Source organism: Streptomyces sp. BI87, from assembly GCF_025957665.1.
GTDB classification, from domain to species: domain Bacteria; phylum Actinomycetota; class Actinomycetes; order Streptomycetales; family Streptomycetaceae; genus Streptomyces; species Streptomyces albidoflavus.
The window spans coordinates 5,247,229-5,268,676 of record NZ_CP110079.1 but is presented as its reverse complement, the minus strand read 5'-3'; the positions used below and the strand labels follow the sequence as shown (position 1 = coordinate 5,268,676).

At 71.5% G+C, this 21,448-nt stretch carries 20 protein-coding genes and 1 riboswitch; of the genes, 8 read left to right on the top strand and 12 right to left on the bottom strand.

Features of this window, described 5'->3' with window-relative positions; translation table 11 throughout:
• Positions 1-252: 252 nt before the first annotated feature.
• Positions 253-1,632 (bottom strand): NYN domain-containing protein, encoded by a 1,380-nt coding sequence (locus tag OIM89_RS23485; protein ID WP_030697056.1) that lies wholly within the window; start codon positions 1,630-1,632, stop codon positions 253-255.
• Positions 1,633-1,666: 34 nt separating this feature from the next.
• The gene (locus OIM89_RS23480) at positions 1,667-1,906 is read right to left on the bottom strand and encodes a hypothetical protein (protein ID WP_003947634.1); all 240 of its coding nucleotides are present in this window, start codon (positions 1,904-1,906) and stop codon (positions 1,667-1,669) included.
• A 226-nt stretch (positions 1,907-2,132) separates the two neighbouring features.
• Between OIM89_RS23480 and OIM89_RS23475 the strand changes: the two genes are divergently transcribed.
• The 7 genes from OIM89_RS23475 to OIM89_RS23445 all read left to right on the top strand — a co-directional run bounded on the left by OIM89_RS23475 (position 2,133) and on the right by OIM89_RS23445 (position 8,504).
• The gene (locus OIM89_RS23475) at positions 2,133-2,870 is read left to right on the top strand and encodes a rhomboid family intramembrane serine protease (RefSeq protein ID WP_151169743.1); all 738 of its coding nucleotides are present in this window, start codon (positions 2,133-2,135) and stop codon (positions 2,868-2,870) included.
• On the top strand, positions 2,867-3,148 hold the full coding sequence (locus tag OIM89_RS23470) for an Lrp/AsnC family transcriptional regulator (protein WP_003947636.1): 282 nt from the start codon (positions 2,867-2,869) through the stop codon (positions 3,146-3,148). The genes OIM89_RS23475 and OIM89_RS23470 overlap by 4 nt, the downstream gene beginning before the upstream one ends.
• A gap of 119 nt (positions 3,149-3,267) precedes the next feature.
• Positions 3,268-3,612, top strand: a complete 345-nt coding sequence (locus tag OIM89_RS23465; RefSeq protein WP_030697058.1) for a hypothetical protein — start codon at positions 3,268-3,270, stop codon at positions 3,610-3,612.
• Complete coding sequence (locus OIM89_RS23460) at positions 3,599-5,071, top strand: sensor histidine kinase (protein WP_226965129.1); 1,473 nt, start codon at positions 3,599-3,601, stop codon at positions 5,069-5,071. The genes OIM89_RS23465 and OIM89_RS23460 overlap by 14 nt, the downstream gene beginning before the upstream one ends.
• Positions 5,068-5,733: a response regulator transcription factor gene (locus OIM89_RS23455; protein ID WP_030697060.1), complete on the top strand. Its 666-nt coding sequence runs from the start codon at positions 5,068-5,070 to the stop codon at positions 5,731-5,733. The genes OIM89_RS23460 and OIM89_RS23455 overlap by 4 nt, the downstream gene beginning before the upstream one ends.
• Positions 5,734-5,809: 76 nt before the next feature.
• Complete coding sequence (locus OIM89_RS23450; RefSeq protein WP_030697061.1) at positions 5,810-7,222, top strand: SLC13 family permease; 1,413 nt, start codon at positions 5,810-5,812, stop codon at positions 7,220-7,222.
• Positions 7,223-7,277: 55 nt separating this feature from the next.
• Positions 7,278-8,504, top strand: a complete 1,227-nt coding sequence (locus OIM89_RS23445; RefSeq protein WP_047470769.1) for a glycerate kinase — start codon at positions 7,278-7,280, stop codon at positions 8,502-8,504.
• On the opposite strand, the gene OIM89_RS23440 is transcribed toward OIM89_RS23445, so the two are convergent.
• The 6 genes from OIM89_RS23440 to OIM89_RS23415 form a co-directional block, all read right to left on the bottom strand.
• Positions 8,465-9,829, bottom strand: a complete 1,365-nt coding sequence (locus OIM89_RS23440) for an aminotransferase class V-fold PLP-dependent enzyme (RefSeq protein ID WP_264491602.1) — start codon at positions 9,827-9,829, stop codon at positions 8,465-8,467. The genes OIM89_RS23445 and OIM89_RS23440 overlap by 40 nt on opposite strands.
• Before the next feature lie 271 nt (positions 9,830-10,100).
• A riboswitch (SAM riboswitch) is annotated at positions 10,101-10,217 on the bottom strand.
• Between the two features lie 116 nt (positions 10,218-10,333).
• A complete protein-coding gene (gene trpD, locus OIM89_RS23435) occupies positions 10,334-11,398 on the bottom strand; it encodes an anthranilate phosphoribosyltransferase (RefSeq protein WP_030697064.1) in 1,065 nt (354 codons plus the stop codon).
• A 132-nt stretch (positions 11,399-11,530) separates the two neighbouring features.
• Entirely contained in the window at positions 11,531-13,171 is a 1,641-nt protein-coding gene (locus OIM89_RS23430) for a cytochrome b (RefSeq protein WP_030697065.1), read from the bottom strand.
• Positions 13,168-14,220 (bottom strand): ubiquinol-cytochrome c reductase iron-sulfur subunit, encoded by a 1,053-nt coding sequence (locus OIM89_RS23425; RefSeq protein ID WP_030697066.1) that lies wholly within the window; start codon positions 14,218-14,220, stop codon positions 13,168-13,170. The genes OIM89_RS23430 and OIM89_RS23425 overlap by 4 nt, the downstream gene beginning before the upstream one ends.
• The gene (locus OIM89_RS23420; protein WP_030697067.1) at positions 14,217-15,026 is read right to left on the bottom strand and encodes a c-type cytochrome; all 810 of its coding nucleotides are present in this window, start codon (positions 15,024-15,026) and stop codon (positions 14,217-14,219) included. Before OIM89_RS23420 ends, OIM89_RS23425 begins: the two co-directional genes overlap by 4 nt.
• Positions 15,027-15,101: 75 nt before the next feature.
• Positions 15,102-15,722, bottom strand: a complete 621-nt coding sequence (locus OIM89_RS23415; RefSeq protein ID WP_003947648.1) for a heme-copper oxidase subunit III — start codon at positions 15,720-15,722, stop codon at positions 15,102-15,104.
• Between the two features lie 298 nt (positions 15,723-16,020).
• Between OIM89_RS23415 and OIM89_RS23410 the strand changes: the two genes are divergently transcribed.
• On the top strand, positions 16,021-16,422 hold the full coding sequence (locus OIM89_RS23410; protein ID WP_030697068.1) for a hypothetical protein: 402 nt from the start codon (positions 16,021-16,023) through the stop codon (positions 16,420-16,422).
• Between the two features lie 121 nt (positions 16,423-16,543).
• Here OIM89_RS23410 and OIM89_RS23405 read toward each other — a convergent pair whose 3' ends face one another.
• The 4 genes from OIM89_RS23405 to coxB form a co-directional block, all read right to left on the bottom strand.
• Complete coding sequence (locus OIM89_RS23405; protein WP_264491601.1) at positions 16,544-17,806, bottom strand: L,D-transpeptidase; 1,263 nt, start codon at positions 17,804-17,806, stop codon at positions 16,544-16,546.
• Between the two features lie 140 nt (positions 17,807-17,946).
• Positions 17,947-18,345 carry a cytochrome c oxidase subunit 4 gene (locus OIM89_RS23400; RefSeq protein WP_030697070.1) on the bottom strand — a complete coding sequence of 133 codons (399 nt, stop codon included), beginning with the start codon at positions 18,343-18,345 and terminating at the stop codon, positions 17,947-17,949.
• Complete coding sequence (gene ctaD, locus OIM89_RS23395; RefSeq protein WP_030697071.1) at positions 18,342-20,078, bottom strand: cytochrome c oxidase subunit I; 1,737 nt, start codon at positions 20,076-20,078, stop codon at positions 18,342-18,344. The genes OIM89_RS23400 and ctaD overlap by 4 nt, the downstream gene beginning before the upstream one ends.
• Positions 20,075-21,040, bottom strand: coding sequence for a cytochrome c oxidase subunit II (gene coxB / locus OIM89_RS23390; RefSeq protein ID WP_030697072.1), 966 nt, complete (start codon positions 21,038-21,040; stop codon positions 20,075-20,077). The genes ctaD and coxB overlap by 4 nt, the downstream gene beginning before the upstream one ends.
• Positions 21,041-21,448 lie beyond the last annotated feature (408 nt).

The following is a 21,448-nucleotide window of genomic DNA, read 5'->3' as shown; positions in this document are numbered from 1 at the left end:
ACCGATCGGAGGTTCGGGCCGACCTTAGTGACCTCCTTGTGATCAGTTCAAATCCTGTGAGGAAAAATCTCGGCCACATCCTGGCTTGGTTGCGAAGAATCCACCGTCAGTCATGGGGGGTTGACAGGGCGTCGCGTGAAGGGCCTGTCAAAGTCGGTCATTTGCGCCCGGCTGCCACTTAGCCGACTTACGGGACACCGGCGGAAGTTGGCGGTACGCGGCGTCACGGCGCCCCCGTCGCCCGCCCCGCCCTCAGCCGCGCGAGAGCCGCTTGAGGAGGACCACGGAGGCGACCGGCCGGGCCCCCGCCGCGGCGATCCCGTCGGCCACCTCGCGGTCGGTGGAGACCACGGTCACCGGACGCCCCTCCGGCTCGGCCCGCACCAGCTGGCGGATCAGCTCGTCGGCGGTCACCCCCGGCTTGCTGAAGAGGACCCGCACCCCGCGCGGCGGCGCCAGCAGCACCGGCGCGGCCAGTTCGGCGCCGTCGAAGACGCAGGTGACCTCGGCGCCGGTCTGCGCGGCGAGCGTCGAGAGGCCGCCGAGCAACCGCAGCCGCTGCTTCTCCAGCGGCATCGTGGGATAGCCGGTCTTGGTCACGTTGTAGCCGTCGACCACCAGATGGGCCTGGGGCAGCGCCAGCAACTGGTCGAGGACGGCCGGGTCGTGCTCGGAGAGGGCGCGGGCCGCGATGTCCTTCGGTGTCATCCGGCCCGGCTCCACCGCGTCCACGGTGTCGGCCGGGTGGATGCCGGCGGGCGGCAGCGCCAGTTCCCTGCGCAGCCCCTGGGAGGCCTCCAGCACGGTGTCCAGGAGGAGCCGCACCCGCATGTCCTCGATGCTGCGCCCCTCGCGGGCCGCCTTGCGGCTGGCCTCCAGCGCCGCCTCGGACTCGGCCAGCCGGGCCTTGAGCCGGCGGCTCTCGCTGTCGGCGGCGGAGAGCTGGGCGGCGGTCTCGGCCCGTACCTCCTCGGTGCGGGCCTCGGCCTTGCGGACGGCGGCCTCGCCGCGCTTGATGTCGCTGTGGGCGCTGCGCAGCTTGCGGTGGAGCGCGTCGGCCTGCTTGCGCGCCTGGTCGAGTTCGGCGCGCAGCCGCTCGGTCTCGGTACGGACCTGGGCGCGGGCCGCGTCGCGCTCCTCGCGGAGCCGGGCCACCTCGGCGCGGGCGCGCTCGCCGCCGCGCTCGGCGTCGGCGCGCTGCGCCTCCTCGCCGCCGGCGGTGACCAGCTTGACCCAGCCGGCCGGGCGCAGCACGTAGGCGGCGGCCGCCACGTCGAGCGGGTCGGCGGCGGGCGGCGCGGTACCGGCCTCCAGGGCGGCGGCCAGCTCGGCCTGGTTCTCCCGCAGCCGCTCGCCGACCCGCTGGCGGAAGAGCGGCTCGTGCTCCAGGGCTGCGGCCAGCGCGTTCCCGGCGAACTTGACGCGGCGGCTGGGGGTGAACCGGGCGTACTGCCGCAGCGGCGCCGGGAGTTCGCTCGGGGTGAGGGAGCCGAACCCCTCGGAGGCGAGGGCGATGACCCGGTGGCGTACGGGCTCCGGCAGGGGGCGGTCGAGGCATTCGTCCGCCGTCTCGCCGCCTTCGGGGCCGTCCGCTCCCGAGGTGGAGCCGGCGGGCCGCGCACCGTCCGTCATCGAGTCACCCCATCGCCGTGCGGGTGCCGCTCCCTCAGGAGCCGGCGCCCGGCCTGTCCACCAGTTCGATCTGGTCCACCGCGTTGCACCAGCGGCAGCGGACCGAGTCGATCGTCTCACTGACGACCTCGGTCTCCTCGACGTTCGGCACTCCGGCCAGGTCGAGGTGGACGTACTCGACGACCTTGGAGGAGCGGGTCACGTCGAAGCGCGTGAGGTTGCCGCAGAGCGTGCAGCGCCAGCGGGTCTCGGTGGTGGGCTGGGGAACCGTCATCGTGGCTGTCCTTGGTGTCACTCGGTGTCGCTACTGCTTCTGCCGCGACCACGCTGTCGCCTGCGCTGGTGTCGTCGCCACCACGTGGCGCCACCGCGACCGGGTCGCGGTACGTCCGTGCCGCCTGACGCCGCAACCCTACGGCCTGCCCGGGCCCCCCGCGGGCCGCCCCGGGCACCGGCGAGGCGGTATGCGTGGTTTGCGACGGTTACGCCATGATCTGATCATGATCGTGACACGGTTCGGCTCCCTGCGGACGGCGGCCCGGCGGCTGACGGGGCGCGGCCACCCCGTCACGTACGGCCTGATCGCCCTCTGCGCGATCGTCTTCCTGCTCGGGCCGGTCTCCGGGTTCACCACCGCGTACGGCACGGGCGAGCGGCTGGTCGCGGCGCAGTACGCCTACTACGACCGCTGGGGGGTGATCCCCGCCGAGCTGTTCCGGGGCCGGGCCGAGGAGGCGCTGACCCCGCTGACCGCGCTCTTCGTGCACGGGGGCTGGCTGCACCTGCTCGGCAACCTGCTCTTCCTGCACGTCTTCGGCGGCATGCTGGAGGAGCGGATGGGCCCGGTCCGCTACCTGCTCTTCTACCTCGGCTGCGGCTACCTGGCCCTGCTCGGCTACGCGGCCGCCTTCGCCGACTCCGCCCAGCCCCTGGTGGGGGCCTCCGGGGCGATCTCGGCGGTGCTCGGCGCCTTCCTCCACGTCCTGCCCAAGGCACGGGTCACCACGCTGCTGCCCTTCCTCCTCTTCCTCCCCGTGCGGGTGCCGGCCTGGGTGGTGCTGCCGTTCTGGGCGGCGCTCCAGTGGATCGCGGCCGGGCGCGGCGGCGAGGGCCCGGGCGTGGCCTACCTGGCACACCTCATCGGATTCGCGCTGGGGTTCCTGTATGCGTGGACCCGTTCGGGGTCGCTTAGAGTGAGGACCCCAGCGACGGCCACCGAGGGAGACAGCAAACCGTGATCACCGCGATCGTGCTCATCAAGACCAGCGTGGACCGCATTCCCGAGATCGCCGAGGCCATCGCCGCGCTGGACAACGTCAGCGAGGTGTTCTCGGTGACCGGCACCTACGACCTGATCGCCATGGTGCGGGTACCCCGCCACGACGACCTGGCCGACGTGATCCCCGGCCGGATCAGCAAGATCGAGGGCGTCGAGGGCACCGACACCCACGTGGCCTTCCGCACCTACTCCCAGCACGACCTCGAGGCCGCCTTCGCCATCGGCCTCGACAGCTGACCTCGGACGCGGCGGCCGGCACACCGCCGGCCGCGCGCACCAGCACGTGACGGCGAAGATGAAGAAACCCTCATCCGGCCTTCATCCCCACCGCAGGGTGGCCCCGGCAGGCTGCGGGCATGGCCTTCTCCCACCGGGTGGCGACCCTCGCCGCCGTCGTCGCGATACCGCTGGCCATCGCGGCGACCAGCTTCGCGCTCACCGACAGCCCCGACCCGCCCGCACCGCCGGCCCGGGTGGAGATGGAGAGCGGCTCGCCCTCCCCCGCCCCCTCGGGCACGCAGGAGAGCGGCGGCCCGTCACCCTCCGCCGAGGACGGCCGCGATGACGGCCGCGACCCCTCCGCCCGGCCCTCCGGCTCCCCCTCCCCGAGCGGCTCGGACGACGACGGGGACGACGACCGGGACGACAACGGCCCCGACCGCGACGACGACCGGGACGACCGCGACGGTGACGACGGCTGACTCCGTCCCGCACCGGATATCCGCCCGGGTCCGCATCCTGCTCTGGCTGCTGGTCGTCATGGCCGTCGCCCTGGCGGCGGTGGCCGCGACGACCCGGTCCATCCTGCTGCGGGACGTCGACCACCGGGTGGAGCGGCTCCTCGCCCAGGAGACGGGCGAGTTCACCGCCTTCTTCGAACGCGGCGTGGACCCCTCCACCGGCACCCGCTTCCGCGACCCGGAACGCCTGCTGCGGGTCTTCCTGGAACGCCAGTACGCCGACCCGGGCGAGGAGTTGATCGGCCTGGTCGGCCGCACCGGCGGCCGGGGACCCGCCCAGCTCACCCAGGGCCGCGAGATACCCGTCCGGCTGCCCCTGCACCGGGACGCCGACGCGCGGGCCGCCGTCCTCGCCTCCCCGCACCGCTCCGGCACGCTGGACCGCCCCGAGGGCGAGATCCGCTGGGCCAAGGTGCGGGTGGTCCCCGGCGGCGGCGCCCCGGAGGCTGCCTTCGTCGTCGCCTTCCACCCCGAGCGGGAGCGGGAGGAGGCGAACACCGTCTTCCAGATCCTGCTCGCCATCTCGGCCGTCGCCCTGCTGCTGACCTGCGGCATCGGCTGGGCCGTCGCCGGTCGCATCCTGGCCCCGGTCCGGCTGGTGACCACGACAGCGGCCCAGCTCACCGAACAGGACCTGACCCGGCGCATCCCGGTCCGCGGTCACGACGACATCGCGGCGCTGGCGGGCACCTTCAACGCCATGCTGGACCGGCTGGAGCGGGCCTTCGCCGCCCAGCGCCAGTTCGTCGACGACGCCGGGCACGAGCTGCGCACCCCCATCACCATCGTCCGGGGCCACCTGGAACTGATGGGCGACGACCCGGCCGAGCGCGAGGAGACGGTCCGCCTGGTCACCGACGAACTCGACCGGATGAGCCGGATCGTGGAGGACCTGCTGCTCCTCGCCAAGTCCGAACGCCCCGACTTCGTCACCCCCGGCCCGGTCCGCCTCGCCGAGCTCACCGCCGACGTCTACGTCAAGGCCCGCACCCTGGGCGAGCGCGACTGGGTCCTCGACGGCCACACCGACCTGCGCCCGGACCGCCCCGACGACGACCTCGTCCACCTCGACGAGCAGCGCGTCACCCAGGCCATGGTCCAGCTCGCCCAGAACGCCGTACAGCACACCGTGCAGGGCGCCCGGATCACCGTCGGCTCCCGCACCCTCGCCAACTCCACGACGGAGCTGTACGTCGCCGACACCGGGCCCGGCGTCCAGCCGCAGGACGCCGAGGTCATCTTCGAACGGTTCCGGCGCGGCACCGCCCGGCGCGGCGCCCGGGGCAGCGGGGCCGGGCTCGGCCTCGCCATCGTCCGGGCCATCGCCGAGGGCCACCCCGGCGGCCGGGTCGAACTGCGCTCGCCCGAGTCGGGCGGCGCCACCTTCGTCCTCGTACTGGAAAGGGCCACCACGCCGTGAACCGGATACTCATCGTCGAGGACGAGGAGCGCATCGCCTCCTTCATCGAGAAGGGGCTGCGCGCCAACGGCTTCACCACCACGGTCGCCGCCGACGGGGAGAGCGCCCACGACTACGCCCTCACCGGCGGCTTCGACCTGGTCCTGCTGGACATCGGGCTGCCCGGCCGGGACGGCTTCACCGTCCTGCGCGACCTGCGCGAGGCCCGGGTGACGGCGCCGGTGATCGTGCTGACCGCCCGGGACTCCGTACGGGACACGGTGGCCGGGCTGGAGGGCGGGGCCGACGACTGGATGACCAAGCCGTTCCGGTTCGAGGAGCTGCTGGCCCGGGTGCGGCTGCGGCTGCGCACCGCCGCCCGGGCGCCGGAGGTGACGGTGCTGCGGTGCGGCGAGGTCACCCTCGACCTGCGCACCCGGCGGGCCCGTTCCGGCGAGGAGACGGTCGACCTGACGGCCCGCGAGTTCGTCCTGCTGGAGCTGTTCCTGCGCCATCCCGGCCAGGTCCTGGCCCGCGAGCAGATCCTCTCCCAGGTCTGGGGGTACGACTTCGACCCGGGCTCCAACATCGTCGACGTCTACGTACGCGCCCTGCGCCGCAAGCTCGGCGCCCACCGGATCGAGACGGTGCGCGGAATGGGGTACCGGCTGCCGCAGGGGTGACCGGGGCCGGGGCCGCATGAGACTTCCTTCATGACGGCCTCATGGGCGGCTCACCCCCGCCGCCCAGGCTGAACGGGTGACCCTGACTCTCCGCCAGGCCGCGCTGTGGTGCGCGGCGCTGAGCGTCTGCGCCCTGCTCCTCGTCCCCGGCCAGTTCCCCGGCCTGACCGGCGAGGGGCGGCTGACGCTCGGCGTCTTCGTCCTCGCCACCGCCGCCTGGATCGCCGGCCCGGTGGACGACACCTACGTCGCGCTCGGCGCCGGGCTCGCCCTCACCGTGACCGGCGTGATCAGCAGCGACGCCCTCTTCGGCACCCTCGGCGACGACACCGTCTGGCTGCTGATCTGCGCCTTCGTGCTGGCCGCCGCGGTGGGCAGGACCGGGCTCGCGGGCCGGGCGGCGGCTTTCCTGGTGAGCGGTGCCCGCTCGGTGCGCCAACTGGTCCACCTGACCACCGCCGCGCTGGTCGTCACCGCCTTCGCCGTCCCGGCCACCTCGGGCCGGGCCGCCCTCGCCCTGCCGGTCTTCCTGGCGCTCGCCAAGGTGCTGAGCGACCGGCGCCGGGTGGTGGTGATGCTGGCGCTGCTCTTCCCCACCGTCATCCTGCTGTCGGCGGTGGCCACGCTGATCGGTGCCGGCGCCCACCTCATCACCGTCTCGGTGCTCTGGGAGGCCACCGGGGAGCGGATCGGCTTCACCGAGTGGCTGCTGCTGGGGCTCCCCCTCGCCATCGCCTCCTCCCACCTCGCCGCCGAGGCGGTCCTGCTGACCACCACCCGGCGCGCCGACCGCAAGGGCCCGGTGCGGATCGGCGCGGACGACATCCAGCAGCACAGCGACTCCCCGGTGACCGGTCCCCTCTCCCCCGCCGAGGCCCGCTGCGCCCTGCTGCTCACCACCGTGGTGGTGCTCTGGTGCAGCGAGCCCCTGCACCGGGTGCCCCCGGCGGTGGTCGCGCTGATCGGCGCGGTGGTCGCCGCCTCCCCGGCGCTGGGCACGGTCCGGATGAAGGACGCGCTGCGCACCGTGCCCTGGTCGCTGCTGCTCTTCATGGCCGCGACGATGGCGATGGGCATCGCGCTGGCCGACTCGGGCGCGGCCCGCTGGCTGGTCGGCGGGGTGCCGCTGGACGTACCGCCGTGGGCCTTCCTCGCCGTGGTGATCGGGGTCAGCACGGCGGCCCACCTGGTCCTCCAGTCCCGCTCGGCCCGGTCCAGCGTGCTGGTCCCGCTGGTGGTGGCCGCCGCCGCGGGCGCCGGGGTCAACCCGGTCGCGGCCGCCCTCGCCTCCACCGCCGCAGCGGGCTTCTGCCACACCCTGCCCGCCTCCGCGAAGCCGGTGACGCTCTTCGCCGGGATACCGGACACCCCCACGTACACCCCGCGCGACCTGCTGCGGCTCTCGGCGCTGCTCGCGCCGCTGACCGCCCTGCTGGTGCTGGCCTTCGCCCTCGCGGTGTGGCCGCTGCTCGGCGTGCCCGTCTCCTGACGGCCGCGCGCCTCTCCCCCACACCGTCCTGTCCGCCCGATCCCCGGGAGTCACCGTGCCGCAGTACCCGACCCGTTTCGCCGTCGCCCCCAGCGGATTCAAGGAGTCCCTCTCCGCTCCGGAGGCGGCCCGCGCCATCGCCGCCGGCATCCACCGGGTGGTCCCCGACGCCGAGGTGGACCTGATCCCGCTGGTCGACGGCGGCGAGGGCACCGCCGAGGCACTGGCCGAGGCGGCGGGCGGCCGGCTCCTCCACCGCACCGCCACCGGCCCCGTGGGCGCCCCGGTGCCGACTCACTTCGCTCTGCTCCCCGACTCCACGGCGGTGGTGGAGATGGCCGCCGTCGCGGGCCTCGCCCTGGTCCCCCGCACCGCCCGCGACCCCGGCCGCACCACCACCCGCGGCGTCGGCGAACTGATCACCGCCGCCCTCGACGCCGGCGCCACCCGCGTCCTGGTCGGCTGCGGCGACTCCGGTACGTCCGACGGGGGCGCCGGCGCGCTCCAGGCTCTGGGCGCCCGCCTCCTGGACGCCGAGGGGCGCGAACTGGGACCGGGCGGCGTGGAGTTGTCACGCCTGGCACGGATCGACACGGCCGGGCTCGACCCCCGGCTGGCCCGCGCCGGGATCAAGGTGGCCTGCAACCCGTACAACGTGCTCTGCGGGGAGCGGGGCGTGGCGCGGGTCTTCGGTCCGCAGAAGGGGGCCTCGCCCGAGCGGGTCGAGCAGCTGGCGGCCGGTCTGGAGCGGTGGGCGGCGGTGCTGGCCCGGGATGTGGCACCGGGCCGCTGCCGCCTCGCCGACCTCCGGCTGGACGCCGGTACGGGCGCCTCCGGCGGGCTCGGGGCGGGGCTCGCCGCCCTCGGGGCCGAGCTGCGGCCCCGCTTCGAGGTGCTGCTCGGGCGGCTCGACCTGGACGTCCGGCTGGCCCGGGCCGACCTGGTGGTGACCGCCGAGGGCGCCCTCGACGCGCAGACCCCGCGCGGCAAGGTGCCCGCCGAGGTGGCCCGCCGCGCCAAGCTCTCCGGCCGCCCGGTGCTGGCGCTGGCCGGAACCCTCGGCGAGGGCCACGGCCAGGTACCCGGCGTGGACGCCTGCAGCGGCATCCTGCCCGCGCCGGTGGGGCTGGCGGAGGCGCTGGGCCGGGGCGCGGAGTTCCTCACCGACGCCACCGAGCGGGCCCTGCGGATGGTTTTGCTCGGGGCACGGCTCGGCCCGGTCGCGGCGGCCGCCGCCGTCGTTCAGACGGCCGGGACCCAGCGCCCGTCGACGGTGCGGTAGTCCAGGCGGGCGCCGGTGGTGACCAGTTCGCGGACGGCGCCGAGGAACCGCTCGACGTGCTCCTCGGGCGTCCCCGCCCCGAAGCTGACCCGGACCGCGCTGAGCGCCTGCCCGTCGGTCTCCTGGGGCGCACCGCACTCGCCGGGCTCGGTCCGCTCCGCCTCCAGCAGGGTGCGCACCAGCGGGTGGGCGCAGAAGAGGCCGTCGCGGACGCCGATGCCGTACTCGGCGGAGAGGGCGGCGGCCAGGTGCGAGCTGTGCCAGCCCTCGGCCGTGAAGGAGACCACGCCCACCCGGTCGGCGCCGGCCCCGAAGAGGTTCAGGACGCGGATGCCGGGCAGTTCCGCGAGGCCGGTCAGCAGCCGCTCCAGCAGCGCCTCCTCGCGGACGGCCAGCTGCTCCTGCCCCGCTTCGGTGAGCGCGGTGCAGGCGGCGGCGACGGCGTAGGCGCCGATGACGTTGGGCGAGCCGGCCTCGTGCCGGGCCGCGCCGGTGTGCCAGGAGACCTCCACCCCGCCGTCCTCGGCGCGGGTGACGGTCCGGCTGGCCCCGCCCCCGGCGAGGTACGGCTCGGCGGCGCGCAGCCAGTCGGCGCGTCCGGCCAGCACCCCGGAGCCGAACGGCGCGTACAGCTTGTGACCGGAGAAGGCGACCCAGTCGACGTCCAGCTCGGTCAGCGAGACGGGCCGGTGCGGGGCGAGCTGGGCGGCGTCCAGGACGATGCGGGCGCCGTGCGCGTGGGTGGCGGCGGCCAGTTCGCGGACCGGCCAGATCTCCCCGGTGACGTTGGAGGCGCCGGTGACGCAGACCAGCGCCGGGCCGTACGGGTCGCGGGCGGCGAGGGCCCGCTCCAGGGTGCGGACGGCCTCGTCGTGGCTGCGGGGCGCGTCGAGGACGGTGAGGCGGGCGGAGCGCCAGGGCAGCAGTGCGGCGTGGTGCTCGGTCTCGAAGACGAAGACCTCGCACCCCTCGGGAAGGGCGCCGGCCAGCAGGTTGAGGGAGTCGGTGGTGGAGCGGGTGAAGAGGAGTTCGTCGTCGGGGCGGCAGCCGAGGAAGGCGGCGACGGTGGCCCTGCTCTTCTCGAAGAGGTCGGTGGAGAGCTGGGAGAGGTGCCCGGCCCCCCGGTGGACGCTGCCGTAGTAGGGGGCGTAGGCGGCCACGTCGTCCCAGACCCGCTGGAGGGCGGGGGCGCTGGCGGCGTAGTCGAGGGCGGCGTAGGTGCGCTCCCCGCCGGTGGCGAGGGGGACGGTCACGTCAGCGCCCAGAACGGGCAGCGGGGCACAAATCGTCGGTTCGGCGACGGCGTGGACGGCGGTGGCGGTCATGGGTACTCCCGGAGCGGTGCGCGGCGGGGCGCGTGGCGACGCCCGGCGGCGAGGACGGAGAAGGGGGTGCGAGGTGGGGGGCAACCGCGGCCCGGGTCCCGGGAGTCACCCGGGAAGTACGGCGTCACTGCCCTCGCGGCCGAAGGCCGCGGGGAGAAAAGAAGAGAGGGACGCCGTCGGGCCGGCCGGCCCTAACGCATTCGCTTGCTCACGAGAACCGCTCCCTCGAAGGACCAGGACCCCTGGACACTCGCCCCGACGGGGCGCGAGGGGTCCGCGCTTGCCGCGGACGGTCTGACCGCGGCCTGGTCTTCACCCGGGGCACCCCGCCACGGACGGAGGGTTGCCGGACAGCGGGCCGGGGCCGTAGTCGCTGTCACTCATGACCTGCCAGCATCTTGCCACACCGGGCGGAACACGCAAGGCGCGGTCCGTCATGCGGACCGCGCCTCGGCGGTGCGGATACTCAACGGCCGCCTGCGGGCCGCGACTTGGGGTGCGGCCTCACCGGTGGGAGGCCGCCACCCAGCGCTCCAGGGCCGCCTGGGCGCGGCCGGAGTCCAGCGACTCGGCGGCCAGCCGCATCCCGTCGGCGATGCGCTCGGTCAGCGGCGCGGCCGAGGGGCGCAGGGCCGCGAGGGCCGCGGCGGAGTTGAGCAGGACGGCGTCCCGGACGGGGCCCTTCTCGCCCGCCAGGAGTCTGCGCGCCACATCGGCGTTGTACGAGGCGTCGGCGCCGCGCAGCGCCTCCACCGGCACCAGTTCGATGCCGACGTCGCGCGGGTCGAAGGTCTCCTCGCGCACCTCGCCGCCGCCGACCAGCCAGACCCGGGAGGTGGCGGTGGTGGTCAGCTCGTCGAGCCCGTCGTCGCCCCGGAAGACCAGCGCCGAGGAGCCGCGTTCGGCGAGGACGCCGGCGATGATCGGCGCCATCCGCGCGTCGGCGACCCCGGTGGCCTGGGCGCGGACCCGGGCCGGGTTGGTGAGCGGTCCCAGGAAGTTGAAGACCGTGCGGATGCCCAGTTCCTTGCGGGCCGGGGCGACGTGCCGCAGCGCCGGGTGGAAGCGGACCGCGAAACAGAAGGTGATCCCGGCCTCCTCCGCGACCTCGGCGACCCGGCCGGGGGCCAGCTCCAGATTGACGCCGAGCTTCTCCAGCACGTCGGAGGCGCCCGAGGCCGAGGAGGCGGCCCGGTTGCCGTGCTTGACGACCTTGGCGCCCGTCCCCGCGATCACGATGGCGGACATGGTGGAGATGTTGACCGTACGGGCGCCGTCGCCGCCGGTGCCGACGATGTCGACGCTCTCGCCGGGCACCTCGATGGTGCGGGCGTGCGCGTACATCCCGTGGACCAGGCCGCTGATCTCCTGGACCGTCTCGCCCTTGGCCCGCAGCGCGACCGCGAAGCCGGCGATCTGGGCGTCGGTGGCCTCGCCGCGCATGATGCGGTCCATCGCCCAGGCGGTGGCGTCGGCGCTCTGGTCACGTCCCTCCAGCAGGCCGTTGAGCACCTCCGGCCAGGAACGGACCGCCGTGGTGTCGCCTCCAGCGGGTTGCGCAGCGCTCATGGTCGCTCCTGGTTCGTCTCGAACTGCGGGATGGTCCATACCCTAACCAAGCCCGGCAACGGCCTGGGGCCCCGTCCAGCGAATGGACGGGGCCCCAGGCGTGGCGATCAGTCGGTCAGGGTGGCGCGGAGATCAGTGGTGGCCGTGGCCTTCCTGGATCTCCTTGTACTCCTCGGCGGTCGGCTTGGGGATCTGGGTCCCCTCGCCGAAGTACGCCTGGGAGAGCTTGGCCCTGAGCTTCTCGCCGCCCTTGACCTTGCGCTCGACACCGTTCTCGTCGACCGTCGGGCCGATCTCGACCGGCTTGTACTGCTCGTGCTGGGTGAGGGTGTGCAGCTGCTCCTGGCTGAGCGGCTCGTGGACCTCGATGAACTCACCGTGCGGAAGCCGCTTGATGATGCCGGACTCGCGTCCGTGCAGCACCTTCTCGGCGTCGCGCCGCTGGAGACCCAGGCAGATCCGCTTGGTCACGATGAAGGCGATGACCGGTCCGGCGAAGAAGCCGATCCGGACGAACCAGGTGATCGCGTTGATCGAGAGGTGGAAGTGGGTCGCCCAGAGGTCGTTTCCACCACCCACCAGCGTGATCATGTACATCGTGATCCAGGCGACGCCGAGCGCGGTACGCGTCGGTGCGTTGCGCGGGCGGTCCAGCAGGTGGTGCTCGCGCTTGTCACCGGTGATCCAGGACTCGATGAACGGATAGACCGCCATCGCGCCCAGCACCAGACCGAAGACCACCAGCGGGATGAAGACACCCAGGACCAGCGTGTGGCCCCAGAGGTTGATCTCCCAGCCAGGCATCACGCGGACCAGGCCCTCGGCGAAGCCCATGTACCAGTCCGGCTGGGCGCCGGTACCCACCATGTCCGGCCGGTACGGGCCGATCGTCCAGATCGGGTTGATCGTCGCGATGGCGGCGACCGCCGCGATGACACCGAAGACCAGGAAGAAGAAGCCTCCGGCCTTCGCCATGTAGACCGGCATGAGCGGCATGCCCACGACGTTCTTCTCGGTCCGGCCGGGACCGGGGAACTGCGTGTGCTTGTGGTAGAAGACCAGGATCAGGTGGGCCACCACGAGGCCGAGCATGATGCCCGGCAGCAGCAGGATGTGGATCGAGTAGAACCTGGCCACGAAGTCCGTGCCGGGGAACTCGCCGCCGAACAGGAACATCGAGATGTAGGTACCGACGATCGGCACCGACAGGATCGCGCCCTGGGTGAACCGGACACCGGTGCCCGACAGCAGGTCGTCCGGGAGCGAGTAGCCGGTGAAACCGGTGAACATGCCGAGGACGAAGAGCAGGAAGCCGAACAGCCAGTTGATCTCACGCGGCTTGCGGAAGGCGCCCGTGAAGAAGACGCGCATCATGTGCACGAACATGCCGGCGAGGAAGATCAGCGCGGCCCAGTGGTGGATCTGCCGGATGAGCAGACCACCGCGGACCTCGAAGCTGATGTCGAGCGTCGAGGCGTACGCCTCGGACATCAGCACGCCCTGCATCGGCGCGTAGACGCCGTGGTACTCCACCTCGTTCATCGACGGGTGGAAGAACAGCGTCAGGTACACACCCGTGAGGATGATGATGATGAAGCTGTAGAGGCAGATCTCGCCGAGCATGAAGGACCAGTGGTCCGGGAAGACCTTGCGCAGGTTGGCCTTGGCGAGGGAGTAGATCCCCAGCCGGCCGTCTGCCCAGTCCGCCACCCGCTCGCCCGCGGGAGCCTTGCCCCGCTGCTCATTGGCAGGCGCTGTGGTCGTGTTACTCATCCGCGCTCCCAGAAGGCAGGACCGACGGGCTCATCGAAGTCGCCGAGGGCTTCAAGGTAGCCCTCGTCGTTCACGCCGATGTGCAGCTGCGGCAGGGCATGTCCGGCGGGGCCGAAGATCACCCGGGCACCGTCGGAGAGGTCGAAGGTGGACTGGTGGCACGGGCAGAGCGCGTGGTGCGTCTGCTGCTCGTAGAGGCTGATGGGGCAGCCGACGTGCGTGCAGATCTTGGAGAAGGCCACGATGCCCTCGTGCGACCAGTCGAGCTCGCGCTTGTCCTTGATGTCCTCCGGCTGGAGCCGGACGATCATCAGGGCGGCCTTGGCGATCTCGTTCATGAAGCCGTGGTCGTGCTCCTCCAGGCCCTCGGGCTTGGCGAAGGTCAGCGAGCCGACCGCGATGTCCTCGGGACGCAGCGGCTCACCCGTGTTCATGTTGACCAGGGCCTTGCCCTTGCCCCACAGGGTGTGGCGCAGCTTGTCCTCGGGGAGCGGACCGAGGTCGCGCAGGAGGACGACGCCGGAGAGCGGCACCATGGCCAGCGCGCCGAACATGGTGTTGCGGATGAGCTTGCGACGGCCCAGGACCGAATCCTCGGCGCCCTGCTTGAAGTCGTTGAGGACCTTGGCCTTGACCTCGGGCTCGGCCGAGATCGGGTGCCGGTCGTCGGCGATCTCCACGTCCGACATCAGGGTGCGCGCCCAGTGGACGGCGCCCGCGCCGATGCAGAACAGCGCCACGGCGAGGGTCAGGCCCAGGGAGAAGTTGAGGGCGCTGACCTTGCCGATGGGCCAGATGTGGACGATCTTGTCGACCGGGAAGATCACGAAGCACGCGATGAACCCGATGGTCGCCAGCATCGACACCGTGAAGAGCAGGGCGACGGTCCGCTCGGACCGCTTGGCGGTCCGCTCGTCCAGGTCCTGCTGCCGGGCCTCGTGAGGGGGCAGGCCGGGGTCGGCGAACGGGTCGTCCGCCACGGCCACCGCGCCGTGCGCGGAGTCCTGCTTCGTCGGCAGGTTCTCTTCAGAATTCTCTTGGCTGCTCATGACTTCTTGGCCTTTGCGGTCCGGGCGGCGACCCAGATGGCCACGGCGATCAGGGTGCCGAGGCCGAAGATCCACGCGAAGAGTCCTTCGGCCACCGGGCCGATACCGCCCAGCTTCAGACCGCCGGGGTTCTCGGACTTGTCGCTGTTGACCGTCTGGAGGTACGCGACGACGTCCTTCTTCTCCTGCTCGGGCAGGACCGTGTCCGGGAAGGACGGCATGTTCTGCGGGCCGGTCTGCATGGCCTCGTAGATGTGCTTGGGGCTCACGTCCGTGAGGTCGGGCGCGTACTTGCCGTTGGTGAGCGCACCGCCCTCGCCGGTGAAGTTGTGGCACTGCGCGCAGTTGTTGCGGAACAGTGTGCCGCCGTTGGCGATGTCGGCGCCCTCGGGGCTGTACTGCTTGGCGGTCGGCGTCGTGGGGCCGGCGCCGAGCGAGGCGATGTAGGCCGCCATCTGGTCGATCTCGGCCTGGGTGTAGATCGCCGGCTTGGCCGGTGCCTGGGCGCCGGGCTGCTGGAGCGGCATCCGGCCGGTGCCGACCTGGAAGTCGACCGCGGCCGATCCCACGCCGACCAGGCTCGGACCGTCAGAGCTGCCCTGACCGCCGGTGCCGTGGCAGCTGGAGCAGCCCACGGCGTAGAGCTTCTTGCCCTCCTCGATGGCGAGGGACTGGGCGGTTTCTTCGGCCTGCGCCTTGTCCGCGGGTGCGAACGCGGTGTACAGCCCCCCGGTGGCCGCCAGCGCGAGGAGTAGGACGACGAACGCCGCCAGCGGATGGCGTCGTCGTGCGGAGAGCTTTTTCACGGATTACCCCGGTGTCAGGATCTTCTGCGTCGATGCTTCTGGGCAGTGGGACTTCGTACGAAGTACGAGACCTAATTACTTGATCATGTAGATCGTGGCGAAGAGGCCGATCCAGACGACATCGACGAAGTGCCAGTAGTAGGACACGACGATGGCGGACGTGGCCTGTTCGTGGGTGAACCTCCTGGCCGCGTAGGTGCGGCCGAGGACGGCAAGGAAGGCGAACAAACCGCCCAGCACGTGCAGTCCGTGGAAGCCGGTGGTCAGGTAGAACACGGAGCCGTACGGGTCCGAGGAGATGGTGAGCCCCTCGTGCTTGACCAGCTCGGTGTACTCGAGTACCTGACCGCCGATGAAGATCGCACCCATGATGAAGGTCACGATGAACCACATCCGGAGCTTCTTCACGTCCCCGCGCTCGGCGGCGAAGACGCCGAGCTGGCAGGTGACTGAGGAGAGCACCAGGATGGAGGTGTTGGTGAGCGAGAACGGGAAGTTCAGGCTGTCCGCCATTTCCTTCCAGTGATCCGGCCCGGTCACCGATCGCAGGGTGAAGTACATCGCGAAGAGGGCCGCGAAGAACATCAGCTCGGAACTCAGCCAGATGATGGTGCCCACACTGGTGAGGTTCGGCCGATTGACCGTCGGGTGCGCGTGCCCTGTTTCTACTGTCGTTGCTGTCGCCACGACCGACATTATGTCGGTCCCTTATCCCGCCCTCACTCCGGGGGGTGCCGTTCGGAGTGTCAGCCCTCCCTGCCCAGCTCGAACGGCCCATCGCCGAGGCTGTCGGACCGGTGTTGACGGGGTGTCGGACGGAGTAGCATCCGCGCATCGGCCCCGCCCGCAGGGCGGCCCCCGGGAGACCCCGGTGCGGCCCAGGGGTGGGCCGGTGCCGCACGGCCTCCGGCACGGCCGCGTACGCCCCGTGGGGCGGGTCCGCCGGGGGTGGCAAGACCGCAGGGCCCGAAGACACCGACGTCACGGAGGAACCATGCAGGCGACCGCCACGGTGCTGGTCTACAGCGACAATTCCGCCACCCGCGAGCAGGTCCGGCTGGCGGCGGGCCGCAGGCCGGCGGCGGACGTCCCCCCGGTGCGGTTCGTGGAGTGCGCGACCCTCCCGGCCGTCCTCAAGGAGCTGGAGCACGGCGGCGTGGACGCCTGCGTGCTGGACGGCGAGACCGCCCCGATCGGGGGCATGGGCGTGTGCAGGCAGCTCAAGGACGAGATCTTCCAGTGCCCGCCGGTGCTGCTGCTCATGGGCCGCCCGCAGGACGCCTGGCTGGCCACCTGGAGCCGCGCCGACGCGGCCGTGACGCTGCCGGTGGAGCCGGTGGAGTTCGCCGAGGCGCTGGCGGCCCTGCTGCGGCCGCGCAAGCCCGTCACGGCCTGAGTCCGGGCGCGGGGCCACTCGTAAGAGTGATCTTCCTCGCTTCTGGAGCCGTACGACCGCCGCGAGGGGCGGCCCGGGAGATCCGGGCCGCCCCTCGCGGCGTGTCGGGCGCGTCACGCGCTCAGATCCGGGGACTGAGGCGGTCGGCGGGCCCGGGGGCCTTGCCGGGCGGCGCCTCGGGGGCGTTGGCGCTGCCGGCCTTCCACTCCGCCCAGTCGACGTTCCAGTCGCCGAAGCCGTTGCCGAACGGGTCCATGTCCTCGCCGATGCTGTTGACGACGTGGACCAGGTCGCCCTCGCGGACCGTCTCGAAGAACCAGGCGGCGTTCTTCGTGCTCATCCCGACGCAGCCGTGGCTGACGTTGGCCGAGCCGTGCGAGCCCACCGACCAGGGCGCGGCGTGCACGTACTCGCCGCTCCAGGTGACCCGGGTCGCGTAGTACACCGGCAGGTCGTACGACTCGGAGCTGCCCGCGGCGATGCCCACCGAGGTGCCGCGCATCCGGACGAAGTACTCCTTGCCGAGCACCACCTTGACGCCGTTGCGGGTGGCGAAGCCGGGCTTGCCGGTGGTGACCGGGAGGGTGGTCAGCTCCTCGCCGTCCTTGAAGACCGTCATGGCGTGCCGGGAGGCGTCGACGACGGCCTCTATCTTGCTGCCCGTGCGGATCGTCAGGGGCTTGCCCGCGGCCCCGCGGACCTTGTCGGTGACCCGGACGCCGCCGAGTTCGCTGCGGGCCGTCACGGTGGCGTTGGCGGGCCAGTACTCCTTGGGCCGGTAGTGCAGCGTCTTGCTGTCCACCCAGTACCAGCCGCCGGTCTCCACGGCCGGTTTCGAGGTGACCTTCAGGGAGTTCTCGACCACCGCGCGGGCCTTGCGGTCCTCGACGGGGGCGTTGAGCTCGGCCACGATCGGCTGCCCGACGCCGTAGGTGCCCTTCTCGGGGCCGAAGGTGACCTTGAGGCGCTTGTCCTTGCCCTTGCCCTGCGCGGCGGTGTCGAAGGTCATCGTGCGCCGCCCTGGGCCCCCGTCGCCGTTCTCGGTGGAGGCGGTGACGGTGTAGCGGGCGGCGGCGGCCAGCGGGCCGGTGGTACGCCAGCGGGTGCCGTCGGCGGAGAGTTCGCCGGCGACCCGGCGTCCGGAGGCGTCGACGGCGACGACGTCGGTCAGCCGCCCCTTGCCGGTGGCGGTGACCTCCAGGGGCTTGTCCGGGTCGGCCTTGGCGCGGCCGCCGGCGCTGATGGCGACGTCCTGGGCCGCGTCGTACGGCGCGGCCGCGAGCGGGTGGGTCTCGGAGCTCCCGCATGCCGTGGCCCCGGCCCCGAGGGCGACCACCAGCACGGTGCAGCTCAGAACCGTACGGATTCGCGGAGTGTGGCTCATGTCCACACCGTAGGAACGGACAGGGCGCCCGGCCCGGCGGGTTGGGCCGTTCGGGTGCGGGAACGCCGTCAGGCCCGGCCCCTCCGCGAGGGAGGTGCCGGGCCTGACGGGCCGCCGGGGCGGCGGGGTTCAGCGAGGTGTCACTGGTTCTGGTTCTCGCCTCGGTAGTACTCGTAGATCCATCCCCAGAGTCCGATGAGGAGCATCGGGGCGGAGAAGAACATGAGCCACCAGTCGAAGACGACGCCCAGGAAGAGCAGGGAACCGCCGATGCCGAGGGAGAGCGGCTGCCAGCTGTGCGGGCTGAAGAAGCCCACTTCGCCGGCCTCGTCCGCGACCTCCGCCTCCTTGTCGTCCTGCGCCATCGCGTCGACCCGCCGGGCGGTGAACGCCAGGTAGAAGCCGACCATGATGGAGAGGCCGAAGGCGAGGAAGAGTGCCGTCGTCCCGGCGGGCTCCCGCGACCAGAGGCCGTAGACCACGGCCACGAGCAGGATGAAGGCGCTCAGCCAGATGAACATCTTGCCCTGGATCTTCACTTGCCTGCCTCCTTGGTGCCCGCGACGGCCTTGGGCTGCGGGTCGTGGTCCTCAAGGTGGTCGATGGCGGCGATCTCAGGGTGGTGCAGGTCGAACGCCGGGGATTCCGAACGGATACGCGGCAGCGTGAGGAAGTTGTGCCGCGGCGGCGGGCAGGAGGTCGCCCACTCCAGCGAACGGCCGTAGCCCCACGGGTCGTCCACCTCGATCTTCTTGCCGTACTTGGCGGTCTTCCAGACGTTGTAGAAGAACGGCAGCAGCGACAGGCCGAGCAGGAACGAGCTGATCGTCGAGACCGTGTTCAGGGCGGTGAAGCCGTCGGCGGCCAGGTAGTCCGGGTACCGGCGGGGCATGCCCTCGGCACCCAGCCAGTGCTGGACCAGGAAGGTGCCGTGGAAGCCGATGAACAGCGTCCAGAAGGTGATCTTGCCGAGCCGCTCGTCCAGCATCTTGCCGGTGAACTTCGGCCACCAGAAGTGGAATCCGGCGAACATCGCGAAGACCACGGTGCCGAAGACGACGTAGTGGAAGTGCGCGACGACGAAGTACGAGTCCGAGACGTGGAAGTCCAGCGGCGGGGAGGCCAGGATGACGCCGGTCAGGCCACCGAAGAGGAAGGTGACCAGGAAGCCGACCGACCACAGCATCGGGTTCTCGAAGGACAAGGAGCCCTTCCACATGGTGCCGATCCAGTTGAAGAACTTCACACCGGTCGGTACCGCGATCAGGAAGGTCATGAAGGAGAAGAACGGCAACAGAACGCCGCCGGTGACGTACATGTGGTGCGCCCACACCGTCACGGAGAGACCGGCGATCGCGATCGTCGCGCCGACCAGACCCATGTAGCCGAAGATCGGCTTCCGCGAGAACACCGGGATGATCTCGGAGACGATGCCGAAGAACGGCAGGGCGATGATGTACACCTCTGGATGCCCGAAGAACCAGAAGAGGTGTTGCCAGAGCAGTGCTCCGCCGTTCTCCGGGCTGAAGATCTGCGCCCCGAACTTGCGGTCCGCCTCCAGGGCGAACAGCGCGGCGGCCAGGACCGGGAAGGCCAGCAGCACCAGGACACCGGTGAGCAGGACGTTCCAGGTGAAGATCGGCATGCGGAACATCGTCATGCCGGGCGCGCGCATGCAGATGATCGTGGTGATGAAGTTGACCGAACCGAGGATCGTGCCGAAGCCCGAGAGGGCCAGACCCATGATCCACATGTCGGCGCCGACACCCGGCGAGCGGACGGCGTCCGACAGCGGGGAGTAGGCGAACCAGCCGAAGTCGGCCGCACCCTGCGGGGTGAGGAAGCCGGCCACCGCGATCAGCGAGCCGAAGAGGTAGAGCCAGTAGGCGAACATGTTCAGCCGCGGGAACGCCACGTCGGGCGCACCGATCTGGAGCGGCATGATCCAGTTCGCGAAACCGTTGAAGAGGGGCGTCGCGAACATCAGCAGCATGATCGTGCCGTGCATCGTGAACGCCTGGTTGAACTGCTCGTTCGAGATGATCTGCGTGCCGGGCCTGGCCAGCTCGGCGCGCATCACCAGGGCCATCAGGCCGCCGATGCAGAAGAAGGCGAACGAGGTGACCAGGTACAGCGTGCCGATCGTCTTGTGGTCGGTGGTGGTCAGCCACTTCACGACGACATTGCCCGGCTGCTTGCGGCGAACCGGCAGCTCGTTCTCGTACGAGTCGTCAGCTGCGGCGTCACCCTGGGGTTCGTTGAGGATGCTCACAGTTGGTTCTTCTCCGAGTTCCTGGCCGGGTCCGTCTGCTCGATGCCGGCCGGGACGAACCCGGTCTGGCCCTTCTCCCGGAGCTCCTCAAGGTGCTGCTGGTAGCGCTCGGGAGACACGACCTTGACATTGAAGAGCATGCGGGAGTGGTCGACGCCGCAGAGCTCGGCGCACTTGCCCATGAAGGTGCCCTCCTTGTTGGGGGTCACCTCGAAGGAGTTGGTGTGGCCGGGGATGACGTCCTGCTTCATCAGGAACGGGACCACCCAGAAGGAGTGGATGACGTCCCGCGAGGTCAGCACGAAGCGGACCTTCTCGCCCTTGGGGAGCCACAGGGTCGGGCCCGGGTTGCCGTTCTGCGGGTTGCGCTCGCCGGGGGTACCGACGGCGTGGACGCCCTCGGCTCCCTCGGGGAACGCGCCCTTGAAGCGGTCCGGGATGGCCTTGAGGTCCTTGTCCTTGGCCGCGTCACCGGTGGACGGGTCGCCGTCCACGTCCTCGACGTAGTTGAAGGCCCAGCTCCACTGGAAGCCGACCACGTTGATGGTGTGGGCGGGCTCGTCGGAGAGCTCGAGCAGCTTCGACTCGTCGCGGGCGGTGAAGAAGAAGAACACCGAGACGATGAGGACGGGAACCACGGTGTACAGCGCCTCGAGCGGCATGTTGTACCGGGTCTGCGGGGGTACCTCGATCTTGGTGCGCGTCCGCCGGTAGGCGAAGCAGGCCCAGAGGATCAACGCCCACACGAGGACACCCGTGACGAGCGCAGCCGCCCAGGAGCCCTGCCAGAGGGAGAGGATGATCGGTGCCTCTTCGGTCACCGGAGTGGGCATACCAAGACGGGGGAAGTCCTCGTATGTGCAACCGGTGGCGGTTGCCAGGATCAGGCCCGCAGTCAGCACCTGCGGCAGCTTCCGCCGCATCGGGCGCCGCGACGAGCGGTCGGAGCCGTTGGGACTCACGTAGCGCCTTCCCGAGAGTCTCGCCCGCGCGGTCGGGTGCGGCCTCCACGCTGGTCGGTCGCCGGCCCTGCGGCGGGCAGGGGATTGGATGTTTATGCGGACCAAACCCTACTGGACTCGATTTGGGGCCGCGCGGGGAGGGTGCCCAACGCGCCGTGCCGCACCCCGAAGGGGTGGAATCCGTACGGAATCCCGGCGCCTTTCTCCCATCTGACACCCCTTCCGCCCAACACCACCGCTCCCTCCACTCCCCTGGCCCACCTTGTTCTCCCGCGGGCGCGCGCGAGGACACCGGGCCCCCTGTGAAGCTGTGAAGCCCGGCCGGCGACTGAGGCCACCCCACCCCGGGCCCACGGGACGGCCACGTGAGAACCGGCGAGCCACACTCTTCCCCCCGGGGCGCCGGCC

Bases quoted from the DNA above. Each gene is read 5' to 3' on its own strand.
- OIM89_RS23485 (WP_030697056.1), bottom strand. From the start codon at position 1,632: ATGACGGACGGTGCGCGGCCCGCCGGCTCCACCTCGGGAGCGGACGGC.
- OIM89_RS23480 (WP_003947634.1), bottom strand. From the start codon at position 1,906: ATGACGGTTCCCCAGCCCACCACCGAGACCCGCTGGCGCTGCACGCTC.
- OIM89_RS23475 (WP_151169743.1), top strand. From the start codon at position 2,133: ATGATCGTGACACGGTTCGGCTCCCTGCGGACGGCGGCCCGGCGGCTG.
- OIM89_RS23465 (WP_030697058.1), top strand. From the start codon at position 3,268: ATGGCCTTCTCCCACCGGGTGGCGACCCTCGCCGCCGTCGTCGCGATA.
- OIM89_RS23440 (WP_264491602.1), bottom strand. From the start codon at position 9,829: ATGACCGCCACCGCCGTCCACGCCGTCGCCGAACCGACGATTTGTGCC.
- trpD (WP_030697064.1), bottom strand. From the start codon at position 11,398: ATGAGCGCTGCGCAACCCGCTGGAGGCGACACCACGGCGGTCCGTTCC.
- OIM89_RS23430 (WP_030697065.1), bottom strand. From the start codon at position 13,171: ATGAGTAACACGACCACAGCGCCTGCCAATGAGCAGCGGGGCAAGGCT.
- OIM89_RS23425 (WP_030697066.1), bottom strand. From the start codon at position 14,220: ATGAGCAGCCAAGAGAATTCTGAAGAGAACCTGCCGACGAAGCAGGAC.
- OIM89_RS23415 (WP_003947648.1), bottom strand. From the start codon at position 15,722: ATGTCGGTCGTGGCGACAGCAACGACAGTAGAAACAGGGCACGCGCAC.
- OIM89_RS23410 (WP_030697068.1), top strand. From the start codon at position 16,021: ATGCAGGCGACCGCCACGGTGCTGGTCTACAGCGACAATTCCGCCACC.
- OIM89_RS23405 (WP_264491601.1), bottom strand. From the start codon at position 17,806: ATGAGCCACACTCCGCGAATCCGTACGGTTCTGAGCTGCACCGTGCTG.